We start from the raw sequence: 19089 nt of genomic DNA, 5'->3' as shown, positions 1-19089 counted from the left end.
ATAGTGTGGTATGATATATATTGATAACTTTTGTAAGCGATTTATAAATGAGAGTGCAATAGTTATCTAACAGACTATACCTAATGAAAAGAGGTTGAAAGATTTCTAAATTATATGATTTGCTATAAGATTTAATTATTGGGTAGCTTGTATAAATAACGGAGATAGAACTGAGCTTGTGTTAGTTTAGAGTTTCCTGTTTGCGTATAAGTTTGGTGAAAAAGATAGTATCTATAGTAGCGAAGGAAAGAGAGGTGATTGGCCAGTGGATATTATTCAAATGAATTATTTTATCAATATTATAGAATGTGGATGTAATCTTTCCGTTGCTGCGAAAAAAATCCACATCAGTCAGTCTGCCTTAAGTCAGTTTGTAACAAATTTTGAAGCGACTGAAGGGGTTCAGTTATTTCATAGAAAAAATGGGAGATTAGAAAGTCTCACTGGAGCTGGAAGAAAGATTTATCGGTTTGCTACTGAGATTGTGAATCGTCATGAAGAAATGCTTTCCATGATTCATAGTGAAGCGCAAAAACAAAAAGGGACAATAAACCTTGGAATTCCATCCTTGATTTTACATGTGTATTTTGCTAGTTTGCTTCCACAATTTTTCAAAAATAACCCTCATATCCATATACAAGTGACAGAAGGAGGGGGAAAAGAAATTCGTCAAAAAATGACGGAAGGAGATTTGAGCCTAGCATTTTTGATTGAGCCTACTTTGTTGGATACAAAGAAGTTTGATCAGCATATTATCCAACTGGATGAGTATGTTGCTTATATGGATAAAAATCATCCACTTTCAGATAAAGGATTGCTGGAATGGTCAGATATATCTGACTATGAGATAGCAACCTTTAATAAGTCCTTTACTACTTATGATTTGGTTACTGAAAAATTCGCTTCACAGGGAATTTCTCCTAAATTTGCTTATCTTTCCTCTACATGGGACTTTTTGGTTGAGTCAACTTACCAAACGGACTTAATCGCGATTTTACCTAAACCGATTAGCCATCTAGTAGATAGTAGTCGCTTTAAAGCAGTGACTTTTAAAGATTCGATTCCATTTAATATTTGGTTTTGTAGACCATATAAACCTTCCTATAGTGAGGTTGAATCATATGTTTACGAAGAGCTATTGAGGGATTATTACCAACCTGTTGCTGATAATTAAATTGAGGTGAAGATGATGATTGATAATAATGCCTTGGAGCATGAACTGGATGCAGAGTTACGGAATTTACTTTTACCCTATTTGAGGAACAGGGAGGATGAAAATCAATTTCCGAAAGAGTTACTCTCTAAATTTATTGATAAATATAATATTTTTTCCTCTTGTGTAGATAGTCAGCTTGATGGGTCGACTGTACCTTTTCTAACTCTTATTCGTCTGATTGCAAAGTATTTTCCAGCATTTTCTACAATTTTATTGACTCAAGCTTACTATGGAATCTACCCTTTTATGCGTTTTGGAACCATAGACCAGCAGTCTCACTATCTTGAATCATTAGTAAAAGGTGAGAGATTAGTAGGCTTGGGATTCTCTGAAGGAAAATCCATGGAAAGTTTGTCAGTAATTGAAACTACTGCTGCGAAAACAGCTACTGGTTGGCGTTTATCAGGTGAAAAATCAATTGTGTCTAATTGTCGATTTGCTGATATTTTATTGATACTTGCGAAGATAGAAGCAGATGGGGGAAAAGATTCTTTTGGTTTTTTCATAGTCGATACAAGAGATCCAGGTGTTGTTATTGGTGATGACATTAGCAAACCAGGTCTAAAGGGGTTACCCATCAGTTCTGTTGCCTTTGACAATGTGCTTCTGACGCAAGACAGATTATTGGGTTTGAGCTTATCAGGTGCTGAACAATTGAATGATATTCTTCAAAAATTACAGCTTGGTCTTAGTGCAGTCTCCCTCGGAGTTGCTGAAGGTGCATTTGAAAAAGGATTGTCTTTTGTGAAAGTTAAACGTGGGTTTGGCAAGCGTTTACTAGATGCAACTGTTTATCAGTATCAGTTTGCAGACTTGTATACAAAATTGTGTTCAGCAAAAGCGTATTTTAATTCGTATCAAGATAACATGAGAGATGCACTTTTGTTTGTATGTCAGATTAAACTTTATACAACAAAAGTTGCCTTGGAGATTTCTGAGGATATTATTCGGTTGATGAGCCCTCTGCATACTGTGGAAGATATTCCCATTGACCGGTATTTAAAAGATGCTAAAACGCTTGAAATGTATGGTAAATCAGGAGATTCGATTCGCAAGCGAATTGCCTGTCAGTGGCTAAAGGAGTAAAGAATGACAAATCTCACACTACAGGAATACCAGTTCCATGATATGAAGTTGACTTGGCTACGTGGTGCAGATAAATTAACTGATGCAGGAACACTTTTTGGCCCTGTTCCTAAAGTTGTATGGTCGCGCTATTATCCAACCAATGAGGATAATATGATGGCTGAGCTAACAGATCCAATTTTGATTCAATATAAGGAGAAAAATTACCTTATTGATACTAGTTTTGATACAGCTAAATTATCAGAAAAACAAAGACGAAATTTAGGTATTTTATCAGAGAGCAGGGTTGAGGAGAGTTTGGAACTCTTAGGATTGACTACTAGTCAGATTGATGTTGTTCTCATGACTCATATGCATCATGATCATTCAGGTGGTTTGACCTATAGGGATGTCTCTGGAGACTTGGTATCCAAGTATCCCAAAGCAAAAATCATTGTAAACGATGTCGAATGGTATGAAATGCGAAATCCTAATAATCGGACAAAAGGCACTTATCTTAGAGAAAACTGGGAACCAATTGAAAAGCAAGTAACAACTTTTTCAGAATACATTAATGTGATTCCAGAAATTCAAATGATTCGTACGAGTGGTCATAGTAATGGTCATAGTATTATTCTATTGAAACAAGGAAAGGATACGATGATTCATATGGGAGATTTGATGTTGACACATGTTCATCGGAATTCTCTGTGGGTTCCTGCAGTGGATGATTACCCTATGAAATCAATCTTGGCAAAAGAGAAGTGGCTCCGTCAAGCTTTTGAAAATGACTATAAATTTTTCTTTTATCATGATCAATTTTTAGCAGTCGCCCAGTTTGATAAAGAAGGTAAAGAATTTGTAGATTATGTGCCACGCTCTCGACCTCCAATAATTCCTTTTACAGATAGGCAAGATCGCAAACCAATTTTTTTAGGATAGTCGTATATAAGGAGACAAATGATTTCATTTTCTTGTTGACTTGGATCAGGTGGGATGACTACCCATACGCCAACAAGAAGCAACAGAAAATAAAGGAGTATTCACATGTCTATTACAAAACTTTTACAAATTAAATATCCAATTTTTCAAGGAGCTATGGCTCAAATTTCTCATTATCAATTAGCTGCAGCTGTATCAGAAGCTGGGGGATTGGGAATTATTGCCTCCGGTGGGATGACTGGAGAACAGTTACGTGAAGAAATTCGTGAGTTAAGAAAGTTGACAGATAAGCCTTTTGGTGTCAATATTATGTTGATGATGAAGAATATCAAAGATATTGTTACAGTTATTATCGAAGAAAAAGTACCTGTTGTTACAACTGGGGCGGGAACACCAAAACATGTCATGCCTTATTTGAAGGAAGCTGGAATTAAGGTTATTCCAGTTATTGCTAGTGTGAAACATGCTCAAAAAATGCAAGAACTCGGAGTTGATGCTGTTATTGCAGAAGGTTCAGAAGCAGGTGGTCACATCGGAGAAAGTAATACTATGGCTCTTATCCCGCAAATTGTAGATGCTGTTACGATTCCTGTTATCGCAGCAGGAGGAATTGCGGATGGTAGAGGGCTAGCTGCAGCCATTGCTTTAGGAGCAGCAGGTGTACAGATGGGAACTGTTTTTCTAGCTTCAGATGAGTGTCCGATTGCTACAGAGTACAAAGAAGCAGTTTTGGAGGCAAATGACACGGCAACTGCTGTTACTGGACGGATTGCTGGGGCACCAGTTCGTTGCATCCGAAATGCCATGACTGATCATTATATTGAATTAGAGCAAAAAGGAACTAACCGTGAGGAATTAGAGGAAATTACTATCGGATCTCTTTCTAAAGCGGTTTATGAAGGAGATACAGAAAATGGTTCAATGATGAGTGGTCAGATTGCGGGGTTAGTCAAAGAAATCAAACCTTGTAAGTTTATTATAGAGTCTATTGTAAGCCAAGCTCAAGAAAGATTGAAAGGTCTTCAGATAGAAGTTGGAGAATAGTCTCTTTTAGTTAAAGAAACTATCGTTAATGAAGAAAATAGAGGATGACTACTTCTTCCTCTATTTTTTATGTTCAAATCAAGAAGAAATAGAGACTGAATGTATAAACTCACAGCTAAACTGTTAATGCTAATAGCCATAAACTTCTTTAAAAGTCGCTTTTTGAGGGTTATTATGGTATAATGGGTGCCAAGAGGTTTGGAATGAAAAAATTTTATGTAAGTCCAATTTTTCCTATTCTAGTAGGATTGATTGCGTTTGGAGTCTTATCCACTTTCATTATTTTTGTTAATAATAATCTGTTGACGCTTTTAATTTTGTTTCTTTTTGTAGGAGGCTATGTTTTTTTATTTAAGAAACTGAGAGTGCATTATACAAGGAGTGATGTAGAACAGATACAGTATGTAAACCACCAAGCGGAAGAAAGTTTGACATCTCTATTGGAACAGATGCCTGTAGGTGTTATGAAATTGAATTTATCTTCTGGAGAGGTTGAGTGGTTTAATCCCTATGCTGAATTGATTTTGACCAAGGAAGATGGCGATTTTGATTTGGAAGCTGTTCAAACGATTATCAAGGCTTCAGTAGGAAATCCGTCTACTTATGCCAAACTGGGTGAGAAGCGTTATGCTGTTCATATGGATGCTTCTTCCGGTGTTTTGTATTTTGTAGATGTATCCAGGGAGCAAGCCATAACAGATGAGTTAGTAACGAGTCGACCAGTGATTGGAATTGTATCTGTGGATAATTATGATGATTTGGAGGATGCAACTTCTGAGTCAGATATTAGTCAAATCAATAGTTTTGTAGCTAATTTTATATCAGAGTTTTCAGAAAAATACATGATGTTTTCTCGTCGGGTAAGTATGGATCGATTTTATCTATTTACTGACTACACGGTGCTTGAGGGCTTGATGAATGATAAATTTTCTGTTATTGATGCTTTCAGAGAAGAGTCGAAACAGAGACAGTTGCCCTTGACCTTAAGTATGGGATTTTCTTATGGCGATGGAAATCATGATGAAATAGGGAAAGTTGCTTTGCTCAACTTGAACTTGGCTGAAGTACGTGGTGGCGACCAGGTGGTTGTCAAGGAGAATGATGAAACGAAAAATCCAGTCTACTTTGGCGGTGGGTCGGCTGCGTCCATCAAGCGCACTCGTACCCGTACTCGATCAATGATGACAGCCATATCTGATAAGATTCGTAGTGTGGATCAAGTGTTTGTAGTTGGGCATAGAAATTTAGATATGGATGCCTTGGGCTCTGCTGTAGGTATGCAGTTGTTCGCCAGCAATGTGATTGAAAATAGCTATGCTCTTTATGATGAAGAACAAATGTCTCCAGATATTGAACGTGCTGTTTCATTCTTAGAAAAAGAAGGAGTTACGAAGTTGTTGTCTGTTAAGGATGCAATGGGGATGGTGACCAATCGTTCTTTGTTGATTCTTGTAGACCATTCAAAGACAGCCTTAACATTATCAAAAGAATTTTATGATTTGTTTACACAGACCATCGTTATTGACCACCATAGAAGGGATCAGGATTTTCCAGATAATGCAGTCATCACTTATATCGAAAGTGGTGCAAGCAGTGCCAGTGAGTTGGTAACGGAATTGATTCAGTTCCAGAATTCTAAGAAAAATCGTTTGAGTCGTATGCAAGCAAGTGTCTTGATGGCTGGTATGATGCTGGATACTAAAAATTTCACCTCACGAGTGACTAGTCGGACATTTGATGTTGCTAGCTATCTCAGAACGAGAGGAAGTGATAGTATTGCTATCCAAGAAATCGCTGCGACAGATTTTGAAGAATATCGTGAGGTCAATGAACTGATTTTACAGGGGCGTAAATTAGGTTCAGATGTACTAATAGCAGAGGCTAAGGACACGAAATGCTATGATACAGTTGTTATTAGTAAGGCAGCAGATGCCATGTTAGCTATGTCAGGTATTGAAGCGAGTTTTGTTCTTGCGAAAAATACACAAGGATTTATCTCTATCTCAGCTCGAAGTCGTAGTAAACTGAATGTACAACGGATTATGGAAGAGTTAGGCGGTGGAGGTCACTTTAATTTGGCAGCAGCTCAAATTAAGGATTTAACCTTGTCGGAAGCAGGTGAAAAACTGACAGAAATTGTATTAAATGAAATAAAGGAAAAGGAGAAAGAAGAATGAAAGTAATCTTTTTAGCAGATGTTAAAGGAAAAGGTAAAAAAGGCGAAATTAAGGAAGTACCAACAGGGTATGCGCAAAACTTTCTTATCAAAAAGAACCTAGCAAAAGAAGCGACTGCTCAAGCTGTAGGTGAACTTCGTGGTAAACAAAAATCCGAAGAGAAAGCTCACGCTGAGATGATTGCAGAAGCAAAAGCAATTAAAGCCCAACTTGAAGCAGAAGAAACGGTTGTAGAATTTGTTGAAAAAGTTGGTCCAGATGGTCGTACCTTTGGTTCTATTACCAATAAGAAGATTGCAGAAGAATTGCAAAAGCAATTTGGAATTAAGATTGATAAACGTCATATTCAAGTACAAGCTCCGATTCGAGCGGTTGGTTTGATTGATGTGCCAGTGAAAATCTATCAAGATATCACAAGTGTAATCAATCTTCGTGTGAAAGAAGGATAAGTTTACACCTTCTTGACAAGATTGTAAAAGGAAGGGAAGTCTGATGGCAGAAGTAGAAGAGTTACGAGTACAACCTCAAGATATCTTAGCTGAGCAATCTGTTTTGGGGGCTATCTTTATTGATGAGAGTAAACTTGTTTTTGTGCGAGAATATATTGAGTCTCGGGACTTTTTTAAGTATGCCCATCGTTTGATTTTCCAAGCTATGGTTGATTTATCCGATCGTGGCGATGCTATAGATGCAACAACGGTTCGTACCATTCTTGATAATCAAGGTGATTTACAGAATATTGGTGGCTTGTCTTACTTGGTTGAGATTGTCAATTCTGTGCCAACTTCTGCTAATGCGGAGTACTATGCTAAGATTGTTGCAGAAAAAGCAATGCTACGGCGATTAATCTCCAAGTTGACAGAGTCTGTCAATCAAGCTTACGAGGCTTCGCAACCAGCTGATGAAATCATTGCTCAGGCAGAAAAAGGCCTGATTGATGTCAGTGAAAATGCTAATCGAAGTGGATTTAAGAACATTCGAGATGTGTTGAATATCAACTTTGGAAATCTGGAAGCTCGCTCGCAGCAAACGACTGATATTACAGGTATTGCGACAGGCTATCGTGATTTAGATCATATGACGACTGGTCTTCATGAGGAGGAGTTGATTATCTTAGCAGCTCGTCCGGCGGTTGGTAAGACAGCCTTTGCCTTGAATATTGCTCAGAATATTGGGACCAAGTTGGACAAAACGGTTGCTATTTTTTCACTGGAAATGGGTGCGGAAAGTCTAGTGGATCGTATGTTGGCGGCAGAAGGTTTGGTGGAATCCCATTCTATCCGTACGGGGCAATTGACTGATGAGGAATGGCAAAAGTATACCATTGCTCAAGGGAATCTAGCCAACGCGAGTATCTATATCGATGATACGCCAGGGATTCGAATCACGGAAATTCGTTCTCGCTCACGCAAACTTGCTCAAGAAACGGGTAATCTTGGTTTGATTTTGATAGATTACTTGCAGCTTATCACGGGAACTGGGCGAGAAAACCGCCAACAAGAAGTTTCAGAAATTTCACGTCAGTTGAAAATCCTAGCAAAAGAACTGAAAGTTCCAGTAATTGCTCTAAGTCAGCTTTCTCGTGGTGTAGAACAACGTCAGGATAAAAGACCAGTCTTGTCTGATATTCGTGAATCTGGGTCTATTGAGCAAGATGCTGATATCGTAGCTTTTCTCTATCGTGACGATTACTATGAGCGTGGTGGTGAAGAAGAGGACGGTATCCCAAATAATAAGGTGGAAGTTATTATCGAGAAAAACCGTAGTGGAGCTCGTGGAACAGTGGAATTGATTTTCCAAAAAGAATACAATAAATTTTCAAGTATCTCAAAAAGGGAGGCATAAAATGACAGATGCATTTACAGATGTAGCTAAGATGAAAAAAATCAAAGAGGAAATCAAGGCACATGAGGGTCATGTAATTGAAATGACCTTGGAAAATGGGCGTAAGCGTCAAAAAAATAGATTGGGTAAGTTAATTGAAGTTTATCCATCCCTATTTATTGTGGAATTTGGGAATGTGGAAGGAGATAAACAGGCTAATGTTTACGTTGAATCCTTTACTTACTCAGATATCCTTACAGAAAAAAATCTAATTCATTATCTGGACTAAAGTGAGAAATTTTCTCACTTTTTCTTTTTTCTCCGAATAGTTTAAGTGAAGGTAATCTTCGATTTATATTATTTTCAAGGAGGAAGAATGAAAATTTTACCGTTTAAAGTAACAGAGACAAGGTTTTCTTTCAGAAAATCAGCTAAAAAGGTTGTTCCTTTTTTAGTAGTAGGATTGATGTTAGCAGCGAGTGATAGTGTATATGCCTATTCTGGAGGAAATGGATCGATTGCGCGTGGAGATGATTATCCTGTTTATTATAAAAATGGGAGCCAGGAGATTGATCAGTGGCGCATGTATTCTCGTCAGTGTACTTCTTTTGCAGCCTTTCGTTTGAGTAATGTCAATGGTTTTGAGATTCCAAGGGCTTATGGAAATGCGAATGAATGGGGCTATCGTGCTCGTCGTGAAGGTTATCGTGTCGATAATAGACCAGCGATTGGCTCTATTGCTTGGTCTACTGCAGGAACTTATGGGCATGTTGCCTGGGTGTCAAATGTAATGGGAGATCAGATTGAGATCGAGGAATATAACTATGGTTATACAGAAGCCTATAATAAACGAATTATAAAAGCAAATACGATGACAGGATTTATTCATTTTAAAGATTTAGCTGGTGGCAGTGTTGGGAATAGTCAAACCTCAGTTTCAACAGGAGGAACACATTATTTCAAGTCTAAGTCTGCTATCAAAAATCAGCCACTAGCTAGCGCAACTGCGATTGATTACTATTATCCTGGGGAGAAGGTTCATTATGATCAAATTCTCGAAAAAGATGGATACAAGTGGTTGAGTTATACAGCTTATAACGGAAGTCGTCGTTATATCCAGCTAGAGGGAGTGACTTCTTCACAAAATTATCAGAACCAATCAGGGAATAGCTCTAATTATAGCTCAAATAATGGATCGACTGTCGGTTGGAAGAAAATAAATGGTAGTTGGTATCATTTTAAATCAAATGGGTCTAAATCAACGGGATGGTTGAAAGATGGTTCTAGCTGGTATTATTTGAAATCATCTGGTGAAATGCAGACAGGCTGGTTAAAGGAAAATGGCTCGTGGTATTATCTGGATAGTTCAGGGGCAATGAAAACAGGCTGGTATCAAGTTTCTGGTAAGTGGTATTATTCTTACTCTTCAGGTGTCTTAGCTGTTAATACGGCGGTGGATGGCTACAGAGTAAACAGTGATGGAGAACGAGTATAGAAAATTGGAGTAGGAAATGTTTCCTGCTCTTTTCTGTAAGCAGTTTCCTTGACATTTTTCTTAATTTGCGCTATCATATATCCATATAATATATGGGAGTCTGTGTACAGTCTGAGAGGAAGTGTTAAACTTCGACCGCACCTGATCTGGGTAATGCCAGCGGAGGGAACGATACTTAGTCTATTCTTGACCTTTTCCATATATGGTAAAGGTTTTTCTTTTTGTCAAAGGAAAACGAGAAGAGGAGGTTTTTATGAAAGCAAGCATCGCCTTGCAAGTTTTACCCCTAGCACAGGGGATTGATCGGATTGCTGTTATCGATCAAGTCATTGCTTATCTACAAGCTCAAGAAGTGACCATAGTGGTGACACCATTTGAAACGGTCTTGGAAGGGGAGTTTGATGAGCTCATGCGCATTCTCAAAGAAGCGCTGGAAGTGGCAGGGCAGGAGGCAGATAATGTCTTTGCCAATGTCAAAATAAATGTAGGAGAGATTTTAAGTATTGATGAGAAACTTGAAAAGTATACTGAGACGACACATTAGTCTATTGGGCTTTCTGGGGGTCTTGTCAATCTGGCAGTTAGCAGGTTTTCTTAAACTTCTCCCCAAGTTTATCCTGCCGACACCTTTTGAAATTCTTCAGGCCTTTGTTCGTGATAGAGAATTTCTCTGGTACCATAGCTGGGCGACCTTGAGAGTGGCTTTGCTAGGTCTAATTTTGGGAGTCTTGATTGCCTGTCTCATGGCTGTGCTCATGGACAGTTTGACTTGGCTCAATGACTTGATTTACCCTATGATGGTGGTCGTTCAGACCATTCCGACCATTGCTATAGCTCCTATCTTGGTCTTGTGGCTAGGTTATGGGATTCTGCCCAAGATTGTCTTGATTATTTTGACGACAACTTTTCCTATCATCGTTAGTATTTTGGACGGTTTTAGGCATTGTGACAAGGATATGTTGACCTTGTTTAGTCTGATGCGGGCCAAGCCTTGGCAAATCCTGTGGCATTTTAAAATTCCAGTCAGTCTGCCTTACTTTTATGCAGGTCTGAGGGTCAGTGTCTCCTATGCCTTTATCACAACCGTGGTATCTGAGTGGTTGGGAGGATTTGAAGGACTAGGTGTCTACATGATTCAGTCCAAGAAACTGTTTCAGTATGATACCATGTTTGCTATTATTATTCTGGTATCGATTATCAGTCTTCTGGGTATGAAGTTGGTCGATATTAGTGAAAAATATGTTATTAAATGGAAACGTTCGTAGAATAAGAATGTTTCTGAAAAAGAAAAGAGGAAATCAAAATGAAGAAAACATGGAAAGTGTTTTTAACGCTTGTAACAGCTCTTGTAGCTGTTGTGCTTGTGGCCTGTGGTCAAGGAACTGCTTCTAAGGACAACAAAGAAGCAGAACTTAAGAAGGTTGACTTTATCCTAGACTGGACACCAAATACCAACCACACAGGGCTTTATGTTGCCAAGGAAAAAGGTTATTTCAAAGAAGCTGGAGTGGATGTTGATTTGAAATTGCCACCAGAAGAAAGTTCTTCTGACTTGGTTATCAACGGAAAGGCACCATTTGCAGTTTATTTCCAAGACTACATGGCTAAAAAATTGGAAAAAGGGGCAGGAATTACTGCCGTTGCAGCTATCGTAGAACACAATACATCTGGAATTATCTCTCGAAAATCTGATAATGTAGCTAGTCCAAAGGACTTGGTTGGTAAGAAATACGGAACTTGGAATGACCCAACTGAACTTGCTATGTTGAAAACCTTGGTAGAATCACAAGGCGGAGATTTTGAGAAGGTCGAAAAAGTACCAAACAACGACTCAAACTCGATCACACCGATTGCCAATGGCGTCTTTGATGCTGCTTGGATCTACTATGGATGGGATGGTATCCTTGCCAAATCTCAAGGTGTAGATGCTAATTTCATGTACTTGAAAGACTACGTTAAAGAATTTGACTACTACTCACCAGTTATCATCGCAAACAACGACTATCTGAAAGATAATAAAGAAGAAGCTCGTAAAGTCATCCAAGCCATCAAAAAAGGCTACCAATACGCTATGGAGCATCCAGAAGAAGCTGCAGATATTCTCATCAAGAATGCTCCTGAGCTCAAAGAAAAACGTGACTTTGTCATCGAATCTCAAAAATACTTGTCAAAAGAATACGCAAGCGACAAGGAAAAATGGGGTCAATTTGATGCAGCTCGCTGGAATGCCTTCTACAAATGGGATAAAGAAAATGGTATCCTCAAAGAAGACTTGACAGACAAAGGCTTCACCAACGAATTTGTGAAATAATGACAGAAATAAGACTAGAACACGTCAGTTATGCCTATGGTCAGGAGAGGATTTTAGAGGATATCAACCTACAGGTAACTTCAGGTGAAGTGGTTTCCATTCTAGGTCCAAGTGGTGTAGGGAAGACCACCCTCTTTAACCTAATCGCTGGGATTTTAGAAGTTCAGTCAGGGAGAATTGTCCTTGATGGTGAAGAAAATCCCAAGGGGCGCGTGAGTTATATGTTGCAAAAGGATTTGCTCTTGGAGCATAAGACGGTGCTTGGTAATATTATTCTGCCCCTCTTGATTCAAAAGGTGGATAAGGCGGAAGCCATTGCCCGCGCAGATGAAATTCTTGCGACCTTCCAGTTGACAGCTGTAAGAGATAAATACCCTCATGAACTTAGTGGTGGGATGCGCCAGCGTGTAGCCTTACTCCGAACCTACCTTTTCGGGCACAAGCTCTTTCTCTTAGATGAGGCCTTTAGCGCCTTGGATGAGATGACCAAGATGGAACTCCACGCTTGGTACCTTGAGATTCACAAGCAGTTGCAGCTGACGACCCTGATTATCACGCATAGTATCGAGGAGGCCCTCAGTCTCAGCGACCGCATCTATATCTTGAAAAATCGCCCTGGGCAGATTGTTTCAGAAATTAAACTAGATTGGTCTGAAGATGAGGACAAGGAAGTCCAAAAGATTGCCTACAAACGTCAAATCTTGGCAGAATTAGGCTTAGATAAGTAGAAAAATAGGGAGTTGGTGAAGATTATCCTTTACCAACGCCCTTTTTCTTTTAAAAATAAGAAAATTTCGGTATAATAGTCAAAGATAGTCAAGGTTTAAAGAGAGAGGTGGGTTTGTAATGAGATTTAAAAATACATCGGATCATATTGAGGCCTACATCAAGGCGATTTTAGATCAATCTGGTATTGTGGAGTTGCAACGGAGTCAGTTGGCTGATACCTTTCAGGTTGTCCCTAGTCAGATTAACTATGTGATCAAGACACGCTTTACCGAAAGTAGAGGCTACTTGGTTGAAAGTAAGCGTGGTGGCGGAGGCTATATTCGTATAGGACGGATTGAGTTTTCTAGTCATCATGAAATGCTCAGGGAGCTGCTTTACTCAATTGGTGAGCAGGTCAGTCAAGAAATTTATGAGGATATTCTACAGCTTTTGGTTGAGCAGGAATTGATGACCAAGCAGGAGATGAATTTGCTAGTATCAGTAGCTTTGGATCGTGTTCTAGGAGAAGAAGCTCCAGTTGTTCGAGCAAACATGCTACGACAGGTCATACAAGAGGTAGATAGAAAAGGGAAGTAAGATGAACTATTCAAAAGCATTGAATGAATGTATCGAAAGTGCCTACATGGTTGCTGGCCATTTTGGAGCTCATTATCTAGAGTCTTGGCACTTGTTGATTGCCATGTCCAATCACAGTTATAGTGTGGCAGGGGCGACTTTAAATGATTATCCATATGAGATGGACCGTTTAGAAGAGGTCGCTTTGGAACTGACTGAAACGGACTATAGCCAGGATGAAACCTTTACGGAATTGCCGTTCTCCCATCGCTTGCAGGTCCTTTTTGATGAAGCAGAGTATGTAGCGTCAGTGGTCCATGCTAAGGTGCTAGGGACAGAGCACGTCCTCTATGCGATTTTGCATGATGGCAATGCCTTGGCGACTCGTATCTTGGAGAGGGCTGGTTTTTCTTATGAAGACAAGAAAGATCAGGTCAAGATTGCTGCCCTTCGTCGAAATTTAGAAGAACGTGCAGGCTGGACTCGTGAAGACCTCAAGGCTCTACGCCAACGCCATCGTACAGTAGCTGACAAGCAAAATTCTATGGCCAATATGATGGGCATGCCGCAGACTCCGAGTGGTGGTCTCGAGGACTATACGCATGATTTGACAGAGCAAGCGCGTTCTGGCAAGTTAGAACCAGTCATCGGTCGGGATAAGGAAATCTCGCGTATGATTCAAATCTTGAGTCGAAAGACCAAGAATAATCCTGTCTTGGTTGGGGATGCTGGTGTCGGGAAGACAGCTCTAGCGCTTGGTCTTGCCCAGCGTATTGCTAGTGGGGATGTGCCTGTGGAAATGGCTAAGATGAGCGTGTTAGAGCTGGATTTGATGAATGTCGTTGCAGGGACACGTTTCCGTGGTGACTTTGAAGAGCGCATGAACAATATCATCAAGGATATTGAAGAAGATGGGCAAGTAATCCTCTTTATCGACGAACTCCACACCATCATGGGTTCTGGGAGCGGGATTGATTCGACCCTGGATGCGGCTAATATCTTGAAGCCAGCCTTGGCGCGTGGAACTTTGAGAACTGTTGGTGCGACTACTCAGGAAGAATATCAAAAACATATCGAAAAAGATGCGGCCCTTTCTCGTCGTTTCGCTAAAGTAACGATTGAAGAGCCAAGTGTAGCAGACAGCATGACCATTTTGCAAGGCTTGAAGGCGACTTATGAGAAACATCACCGTGTGCAAATCACAGATGAAGCGGTTGAAACAGCGGTTAAGATGGCTCATCGTTACTTGACTAGTCGTCACTTGCCAGACTCTGCTATCGATCTCTTGGATGAGGCAGCAGCAACAGTGCAAAATAAGGCAAAGCATGTAAAAGCAGACGATTCAGGTTTGAGTCCAGCTGACAAGGCCTTGATGGATGGTAAGTGGAAACAGGCAGCTCAGCTAATTGCAAAAGAAGAGGAAGTGCTTGTTTACAAAGACTTGGTGACAGAGTCTGATATTTTGACCACCTTGAGTCGCTTGTCAGGTATTCCAGTCCAAAAACTGACTCAGACTGATGCTAAGAAATACCTGAATCTGGAAGCTGAACTACACAAACGTGTCATTGGTCAAGATCAAGCTGTTTCAAGCATTAGCCGTGCCATTCGCCGCAACCAGTCAGGGATTCGCAGTCACAAGCGTCCGATTGGCTCCTTTATGTTCCTAGGGCCTACGGGTGTCGGAAAAACTGAATTAGCCAAGGCTTTGGCAGAAGTTCTTTTTGACGACGAATCAGCCCTTATTCGATTTGATATGAGTGAATATATGGAGAAATTCGCAGCCAGCCGTCTCAACGGAGCTCCTCCGGGTTATGTGGGTTATGAAGAAGGTGGGGAGTTGACCGAGAAGGTTCGCAACAAACCCTATTCCGTTCTCCTTTTTGACGAGGTAGAGAAGGCCCACCCAGATATCTTTAATGTTCTCTTGCAGGTCTTGGATGACGGTGTCTTGACCGATAGCAAGGGCCGCAAGGTTGACTTTTCAAATACCATTATTATCATGACGTCAAACCTTGGTGCGACAGCCCTTCGTGATGACAAGACTGTCGGATTTGGGGCTAAGGACATTCGTTTTGACCAGGAGAATATGGAGAAACGCATGTTCGAAGAGCTGAAAAAGGCTTATAGACCGGAATTCATCAACCGCATTGATGAAAAGGTGGTCTTCCATAGCCTGTCTAGCGACCATATGCAGGAAGTGGTGAAGATTATGGTTAAACCTTTAGTGGCAAGTTTGGCTGAAAAAGGCATTGATTTGAAATTACAAGCTTCAGCACTGAAATTGTTGGCAAATCAAGGATATGACCCAGAGATGGGAGCTCGTCCACTTCGCAGAATCCTGCAAACAGAAGTGGAGGACAAGTTGGCAGAACTTCTTCTCAAGGGAGAATTAGAGGCAGGTAGCACACTTAAGATTGGTGTTAAAGCAGGCCGGTTAAAATTTGATATTGCATAAAAGAATAAAAGTATCAGCGACCATAACTCATAGTGGAGTGATACTTAATGAAAATCAAAGAGCAAATTAGGAAGCTAGCCGCAGGTTGCTCAAAACACTGTTTTGAGGTTGCAGATAGAGCTGACGTGGTTTGAAGAGATTTTCGAAGAGTATGAAACTAAAACCTATAGCTTCTAAAGGATCCGTGGTTTTCACTATTCAACCCAAAATTCATATGTTTATTACCCTCCATCGTATTTGTCTTAGAGCGTGTGTAGTAGAAAAAGAGCAGTCTTATCTGAAATTTTTATCCTTTCAAAAGAGACCTGTTTCTTTTTTGCCTGTCAAATCCGTTCTAGCTGGTATTTGAAAAATCAAACTAAGCTGCAAGATGAATGATTTTCTTGTATTGACGTTGTTGTTGACAACAAGTAGCGGATAAATGAAATCCATTCCATTATCATAGATGATAGGCTGGTAGGAAATTTTCAAATAACATACAGGGAATAGATGTGTGAAGTTCCGGTAGTAGAAAGGGAGAAAGATGAACATTTTAGTTGCAGATGACGAGGAAATGATTAGAGAAGGAATTGCAGCATTTCTGACAGAAGAGGGTTATCACGTCATTATGGCTAAGGATGGACAAGAGGCCTTGGAAAAATTTCAGGATCTCCCTATCCATCTCATGGTACTGGATTTAATGATGCCTAGGAAGAGTGGTTTTGAAGTGTTAAAAGAAATCAATCAAGAGCACGATATTCCTGTCATCGTCTTGAGTGCTCTAGGAGATGAAACTACTCAGTCACAGGTATTTGATCTCTATGCTGATGATCATGTGACAAAGCCTTTTTCTTTGGTACTGCTTGCCAAGCGTATTAAAGCGCTTATCAGACGTTACTACGTCATAGAGGATCTTTGGCAATATCAGGATGCAACAGTGGATTTTACCTCTTACAAAGCACATTATAAAAATGAAGAAATTGATCTCAAACCAAAGGAATTATTGGTACTAAAGTGTTTGATTCAACATAAAAATCAAGTTTTAAGTAGAGAGCAGATATTGGAAGAAATTTCAAAAGATGTAGCTGATTTACCTTGTGATAGGGTCGTTGATGTCTATATTCGTACTCTTCGCAAAAAATTAGCTTTAGATTGCATTGTGACTGTGAAAAATGTTGGGTATAAGATTAGCTTATGATAAAAAATCCTAAATTATTAACCAAGTCTTTTTTAAGAAGTTTTGCAATTCTAGGTGGTGTTGGTCTAGTCATTCATATAGCTATTTATTTGACCTTTCCTTTTTATTATATTCAATTGGAGGGGGAAAAGTTTAATGAGAGTGCAAGAGTGTTTACGGAGTATTTAAAGACTAAGACAGCTGATGAAATTCCAAGCTTACTCCAGTCTTATTCAAAGTCCTTGACTATATCTGCTCACCTTAAAAGAGATATCTTAGATAAGCGGCTCCCTCTTGTGCATGACTTAGATATTAAAGATGGAGAGCTATCAAATTATATCGTAATGTTAGATAAGCCTGTTAGTACAGCAGATGGTAAACAGGTAACGGTGCAGTTTGTGCAGGGAGTGGATATCTACAAAGAAGCAAAGAATATTTTGCTTTTGTATCTCCCCTATACATTTTTGGTTACAATTGCTTTTTCCTTTGTTTTTTCTTATTTTTATACGAAACGCTTGCTCAATCCTCTTTTTTACATTTCAGAAGTGACTAGTAAGATGCAAGATTTGGATGACAATATTCGTTTTGATGAAAGCAGAAAAGATGAAGTTGGTGAAGTTGGAAAACAGATTAATGGTGTGTATGAGCACTTGTTGAAGGTTATTCATGAGTTGGAAAATCGCAATGAGCAAATTGTAAAATTGCAAAATCAAAAGGTTTCCTTTGTCCGTGGAGCATCGCATGAATTAAAGACACCTCTAGCTACTCTCAGGATTATCTTAGAAAATATGCAATACAATGTGGGGGATTATAAGGATCATCCTAAGTATCTTGAAAAGAGTATTGATAAAATAGATCAGATGAGTTTCTTGCTAGAGGAAGTGTTGGAATCTTCTAAATTTCAAGAATGGACAGAGTGCAGTGAGATTTTAATGGTAAATACCGTTTTGACAGATGTTTTGTCTCGATACCAGGAATTGGCATTTTCTAAAAATCTTGTGATTGATAATCAGTTGACTACTGATACAAAAGTAAGGATGAGCTTGAAGGCTTTGGATAAAGTCTTGACAAATCTTATCAGTAATGCTATTAAGTACTCAGATCAATCTGGCATTGTGACTATTTCTGAGCAAGATGGTTATCTTTCTATTAGGAATACATGTGCTCCTTTGAATCAGGAAGAGTTAGAACATTTATTTGATATTTTTTACCATTCACAAATTGTAACAGACAGAGAAACAGGATCAGGATTGGGTCTTTATATTGTTAAGAATATCTTAGAAAGTCATCGTATGTCCTATAGTTTCTTGCCTTATGAACAAGGGATGGAATTTAAAATCTGCTTGTTACCAGATAGTTAGCTTTAGTAAGACTCTTTTCTTACTTGAGGATGATTTGAAGAAGTATAGTTTGAATGGTAGTGATAGAGTAAATCAAAGAACGGAATCAGTTTTCGTTCTTTTTCTTTTTCAATTCATATTGGGTTAACATAGAGATGTTACAGTAGTGGTAAAGAAAGGGGATTGTGATGATAGCAATAATCATTATCTGTGTATTTTTAATTCGCTTGTTGTTCCTAAAGAAATCAATTGAAAATGAAAAACGGCTTCGTAGGGATGGCGGGCGAGAATTTGGCATTAAAAATACCAAACGTCTTACCTTGTTTCATATTGTTTTTTATCTGGCTTGTTTTATGGAAGCCCTAGTCTATCGACCGTCTTTCAATATGATGAGTGTTGTGGGTTTGGTGCTCCTGATATTTTCTATGTTGATGTTGCTACTTGTTATTCATCTGCTTGGGGATATTTGGACAGTCAAGTTGATGTTAGCACCGAATCATAAGTTTGTGGATCATGTCTTATTTAGGACAGTAAAACATCCCAATTACTTTTTAAATATCCTTCCTGAGTTGATTGGCTTGACCTTGCTGAGTCATGCCTATATGACTTTTGTTTTAGTTTTTCCAGTTTATGCAGTTATTTTGTATCGACGAATAGCTGAAGAGGAAAAGTTATTACATGAAGTTATAATCCCAAATGGAAGTATAAAGAGATAAATACAAGATTCAATTCATATACAGTTCATATTGAAATGATATAGTAGTGTTAAGAAAAATATTG

At 39.1% G+C, this 19089-nt stretch carries 18 protein-coding genes and 1 riboswitch; all 18 genes read left to right on the top strand.

Annotated elements, in window-relative coordinates:
- Nucleotides 1-265: 265 nt before the first annotated feature.
- Nucleotides 266-1174: a LysR substrate-binding domain-containing protein gene (locus HT698_RS02080; protein ID WP_173218767.1), complete on the top strand. Its 909-nt coding sequence runs from the start codon at nt 266-268 to the stop codon at nt 1172-1174.
- A 15-nt stretch (nt 1175-1189) separates the two neighbouring features.
- On the top strand, nt 1190-2302 hold the full coding sequence (locus HT698_RS02075) for an acyl-CoA dehydrogenase family protein (RefSeq protein ID WP_173218768.1): 1113 nt from the start codon (nt 1190-1192) through the stop codon (nt 2300-2302).
- 3 nt (nt 2303-2305) lie between these two features.
- The gene (locus HT698_RS02070; protein WP_050242826.1) at nt 2306-3223 is read left to right on the top strand and encodes an MBL fold metallo-hydrolase; all 918 of its coding nucleotides are present in this window, start codon (nt 2306-2308) and stop codon (nt 3221-3223) included.
- A gap of 105 nt (nt 3224-3328) precedes the next feature.
- Nucleotides 3329-4267 carry a DUF561 domain-containing protein gene (locus HT698_RS02065; protein WP_050242825.1) on the top strand — a complete coding sequence of 313 codons (939 nt, stop codon included), beginning with the start codon at nt 3329-3331 and terminating at the stop codon, nt 4265-4267.
- 203 nt (nt 4268-4470) lie between these two features.
- Nucleotides 4471-6444, top strand: coding sequence for a DHH family phosphoesterase (locus HT698_RS02060; protein ID WP_173218770.1), 1974 nt, complete (start codon nt 4471-4473; stop codon nt 6442-6444).
- Nucleotides 6441-6893, top strand: coding sequence for a 50S ribosomal protein L9 (gene rplI / locus HT698_RS02055; protein WP_000864214.1), 453 nt, complete (start codon nt 6441-6443; stop codon nt 6891-6893). Before HT698_RS02060 ends, rplI begins: the two co-directional genes overlap by 4 nt.
- A gap of 43 nt (nt 6894-6936) precedes the next feature.
- Nucleotides 6937-8289 carry a replicative DNA helicase gene (gene dnaB, locus HT698_RS02050; RefSeq protein WP_112444677.1) on the top strand — a complete coding sequence of 451 codons (1353 nt, stop codon included), beginning with the start codon at nt 6937-6939 and terminating at the stop codon, nt 8287-8289.
- A gap of 1 nt (nt 8290) precedes the next feature.
- The gene (locus HT698_RS02045) at nt 8291-8557 is read left to right on the top strand and encodes a Veg family protein (protein WP_000128619.1); all 267 of its coding nucleotides are present in this window, start codon (nt 8291-8293) and stop codon (nt 8555-8557) included.
- Nucleotides 8558-8644: 87 nt separating this feature from the next.
- The gene (cbpD, locus tag HT698_RS02040; protein ID WP_112444678.1) at nt 8645-9763 is read left to right on the top strand and encodes a choline binding-anchored murein hydrolase CbpD; all 1119 of its coding nucleotides are present in this window, start codon (nt 8645-8647) and stop codon (nt 9761-9763) included.
- A gap of 82 nt (nt 9764-9845) precedes the next feature.
- Nucleotides 9846-9948: riboswitch (TPP riboswitch) on the top strand.
- Nucleotides 9949-10016: 68 nt separating this feature from the next.
- On the top strand, nt 10017-10307 hold the full coding sequence (locus HT698_RS02035; RefSeq protein WP_049513323.1) for a thiamine-binding protein: 291 nt from the start codon (nt 10017-10019) through the stop codon (nt 10305-10307).
- Complete coding sequence (locus HT698_RS02030) at nt 10270-11028, top strand: ABC transporter permease (protein WP_166736901.1); 759 nt, start codon at nt 10270-10272, stop codon at nt 11026-11028. Before HT698_RS02035 ends, HT698_RS02030 begins: the two co-directional genes overlap by 38 nt.
- Nucleotides 11029-11066: 38 nt before the next feature.
- The gene (locus HT698_RS02025) at nt 11067-12074 is read left to right on the top strand and encodes an ABC transporter substrate-binding protein (protein ID WP_112444682.1); all 1008 of its coding nucleotides are present in this window, start codon (nt 11067-11069) and stop codon (nt 12072-12074) included.
- A complete protein-coding gene (locus HT698_RS02020; RefSeq protein WP_000136220.1) occupies nt 12074-12802 on the top strand; it encodes an ABC transporter ATP-binding protein in 729 nt (242 codons plus the stop codon). The genes HT698_RS02025 and HT698_RS02020 overlap by 1 nt, the downstream gene beginning before the upstream one ends.
- Nucleotides 12803-12920: 118 nt before the next feature.
- Entirely contained in the window at nt 12921-13379 is a 459-nt protein-coding gene (locus HT698_RS02015; RefSeq protein ID WP_112444684.1) for a CtsR family transcriptional regulator, read from the top strand.
- A 1-nt stretch (nt 13380) separates the two neighbouring features.
- The gene (locus tag HT698_RS02010; RefSeq protein ID WP_173218772.1) at nt 13381-15813 is read left to right on the top strand and encodes an ATP-dependent Clp protease ATP-binding subunit; all 2433 of its coding nucleotides are present in this window, start codon (nt 13381-13383) and stop codon (nt 15811-15813) included.
- Between the two features lie 523 nt (nt 15814-16336).
- A complete protein-coding gene (gene rr06 / locus HT698_RS02005) occupies nt 16337-16990 on the top strand; it encodes a two-component system response regulator RR06 (protein ID WP_050112022.1) in 654 nt (217 codons plus the stop codon).
- Nucleotides 16987-18330: a HAMP domain-containing sensor histidine kinase gene (locus HT698_RS02000; RefSeq protein WP_061438579.1), complete on the top strand. Its 1344-nt coding sequence runs from the start codon at nt 16987-16989 to the stop codon at nt 18328-18330. The genes rr06 and HT698_RS02000 overlap by 4 nt, the downstream gene beginning before the upstream one ends.
- Before the next feature lie 167 nt (nt 18331-18497).
- Complete coding sequence (locus HT698_RS01995) at nt 18498-19025, top strand: isoprenylcysteine carboxyl methyltransferase family protein (protein WP_173218774.1); 528 nt, start codon at nt 18498-18500, stop codon at nt 19023-19025.
- Nucleotides 19026-19089: the final 64 nt, after the last annotated feature.

The sequence above is a fragment of the Streptococcus sp. 3109 genome (assembly GCF_013276905.1).
Taxonomy (GTDB): domain Bacteria; phylum Bacillota; class Bacilli; order Lactobacillales; family Streptococcaceae; genus Streptococcus.
Note: the sequence above shows the minus strand (reverse complement) of the source record. Positions and strands in the feature narration are given on the sequence as shown.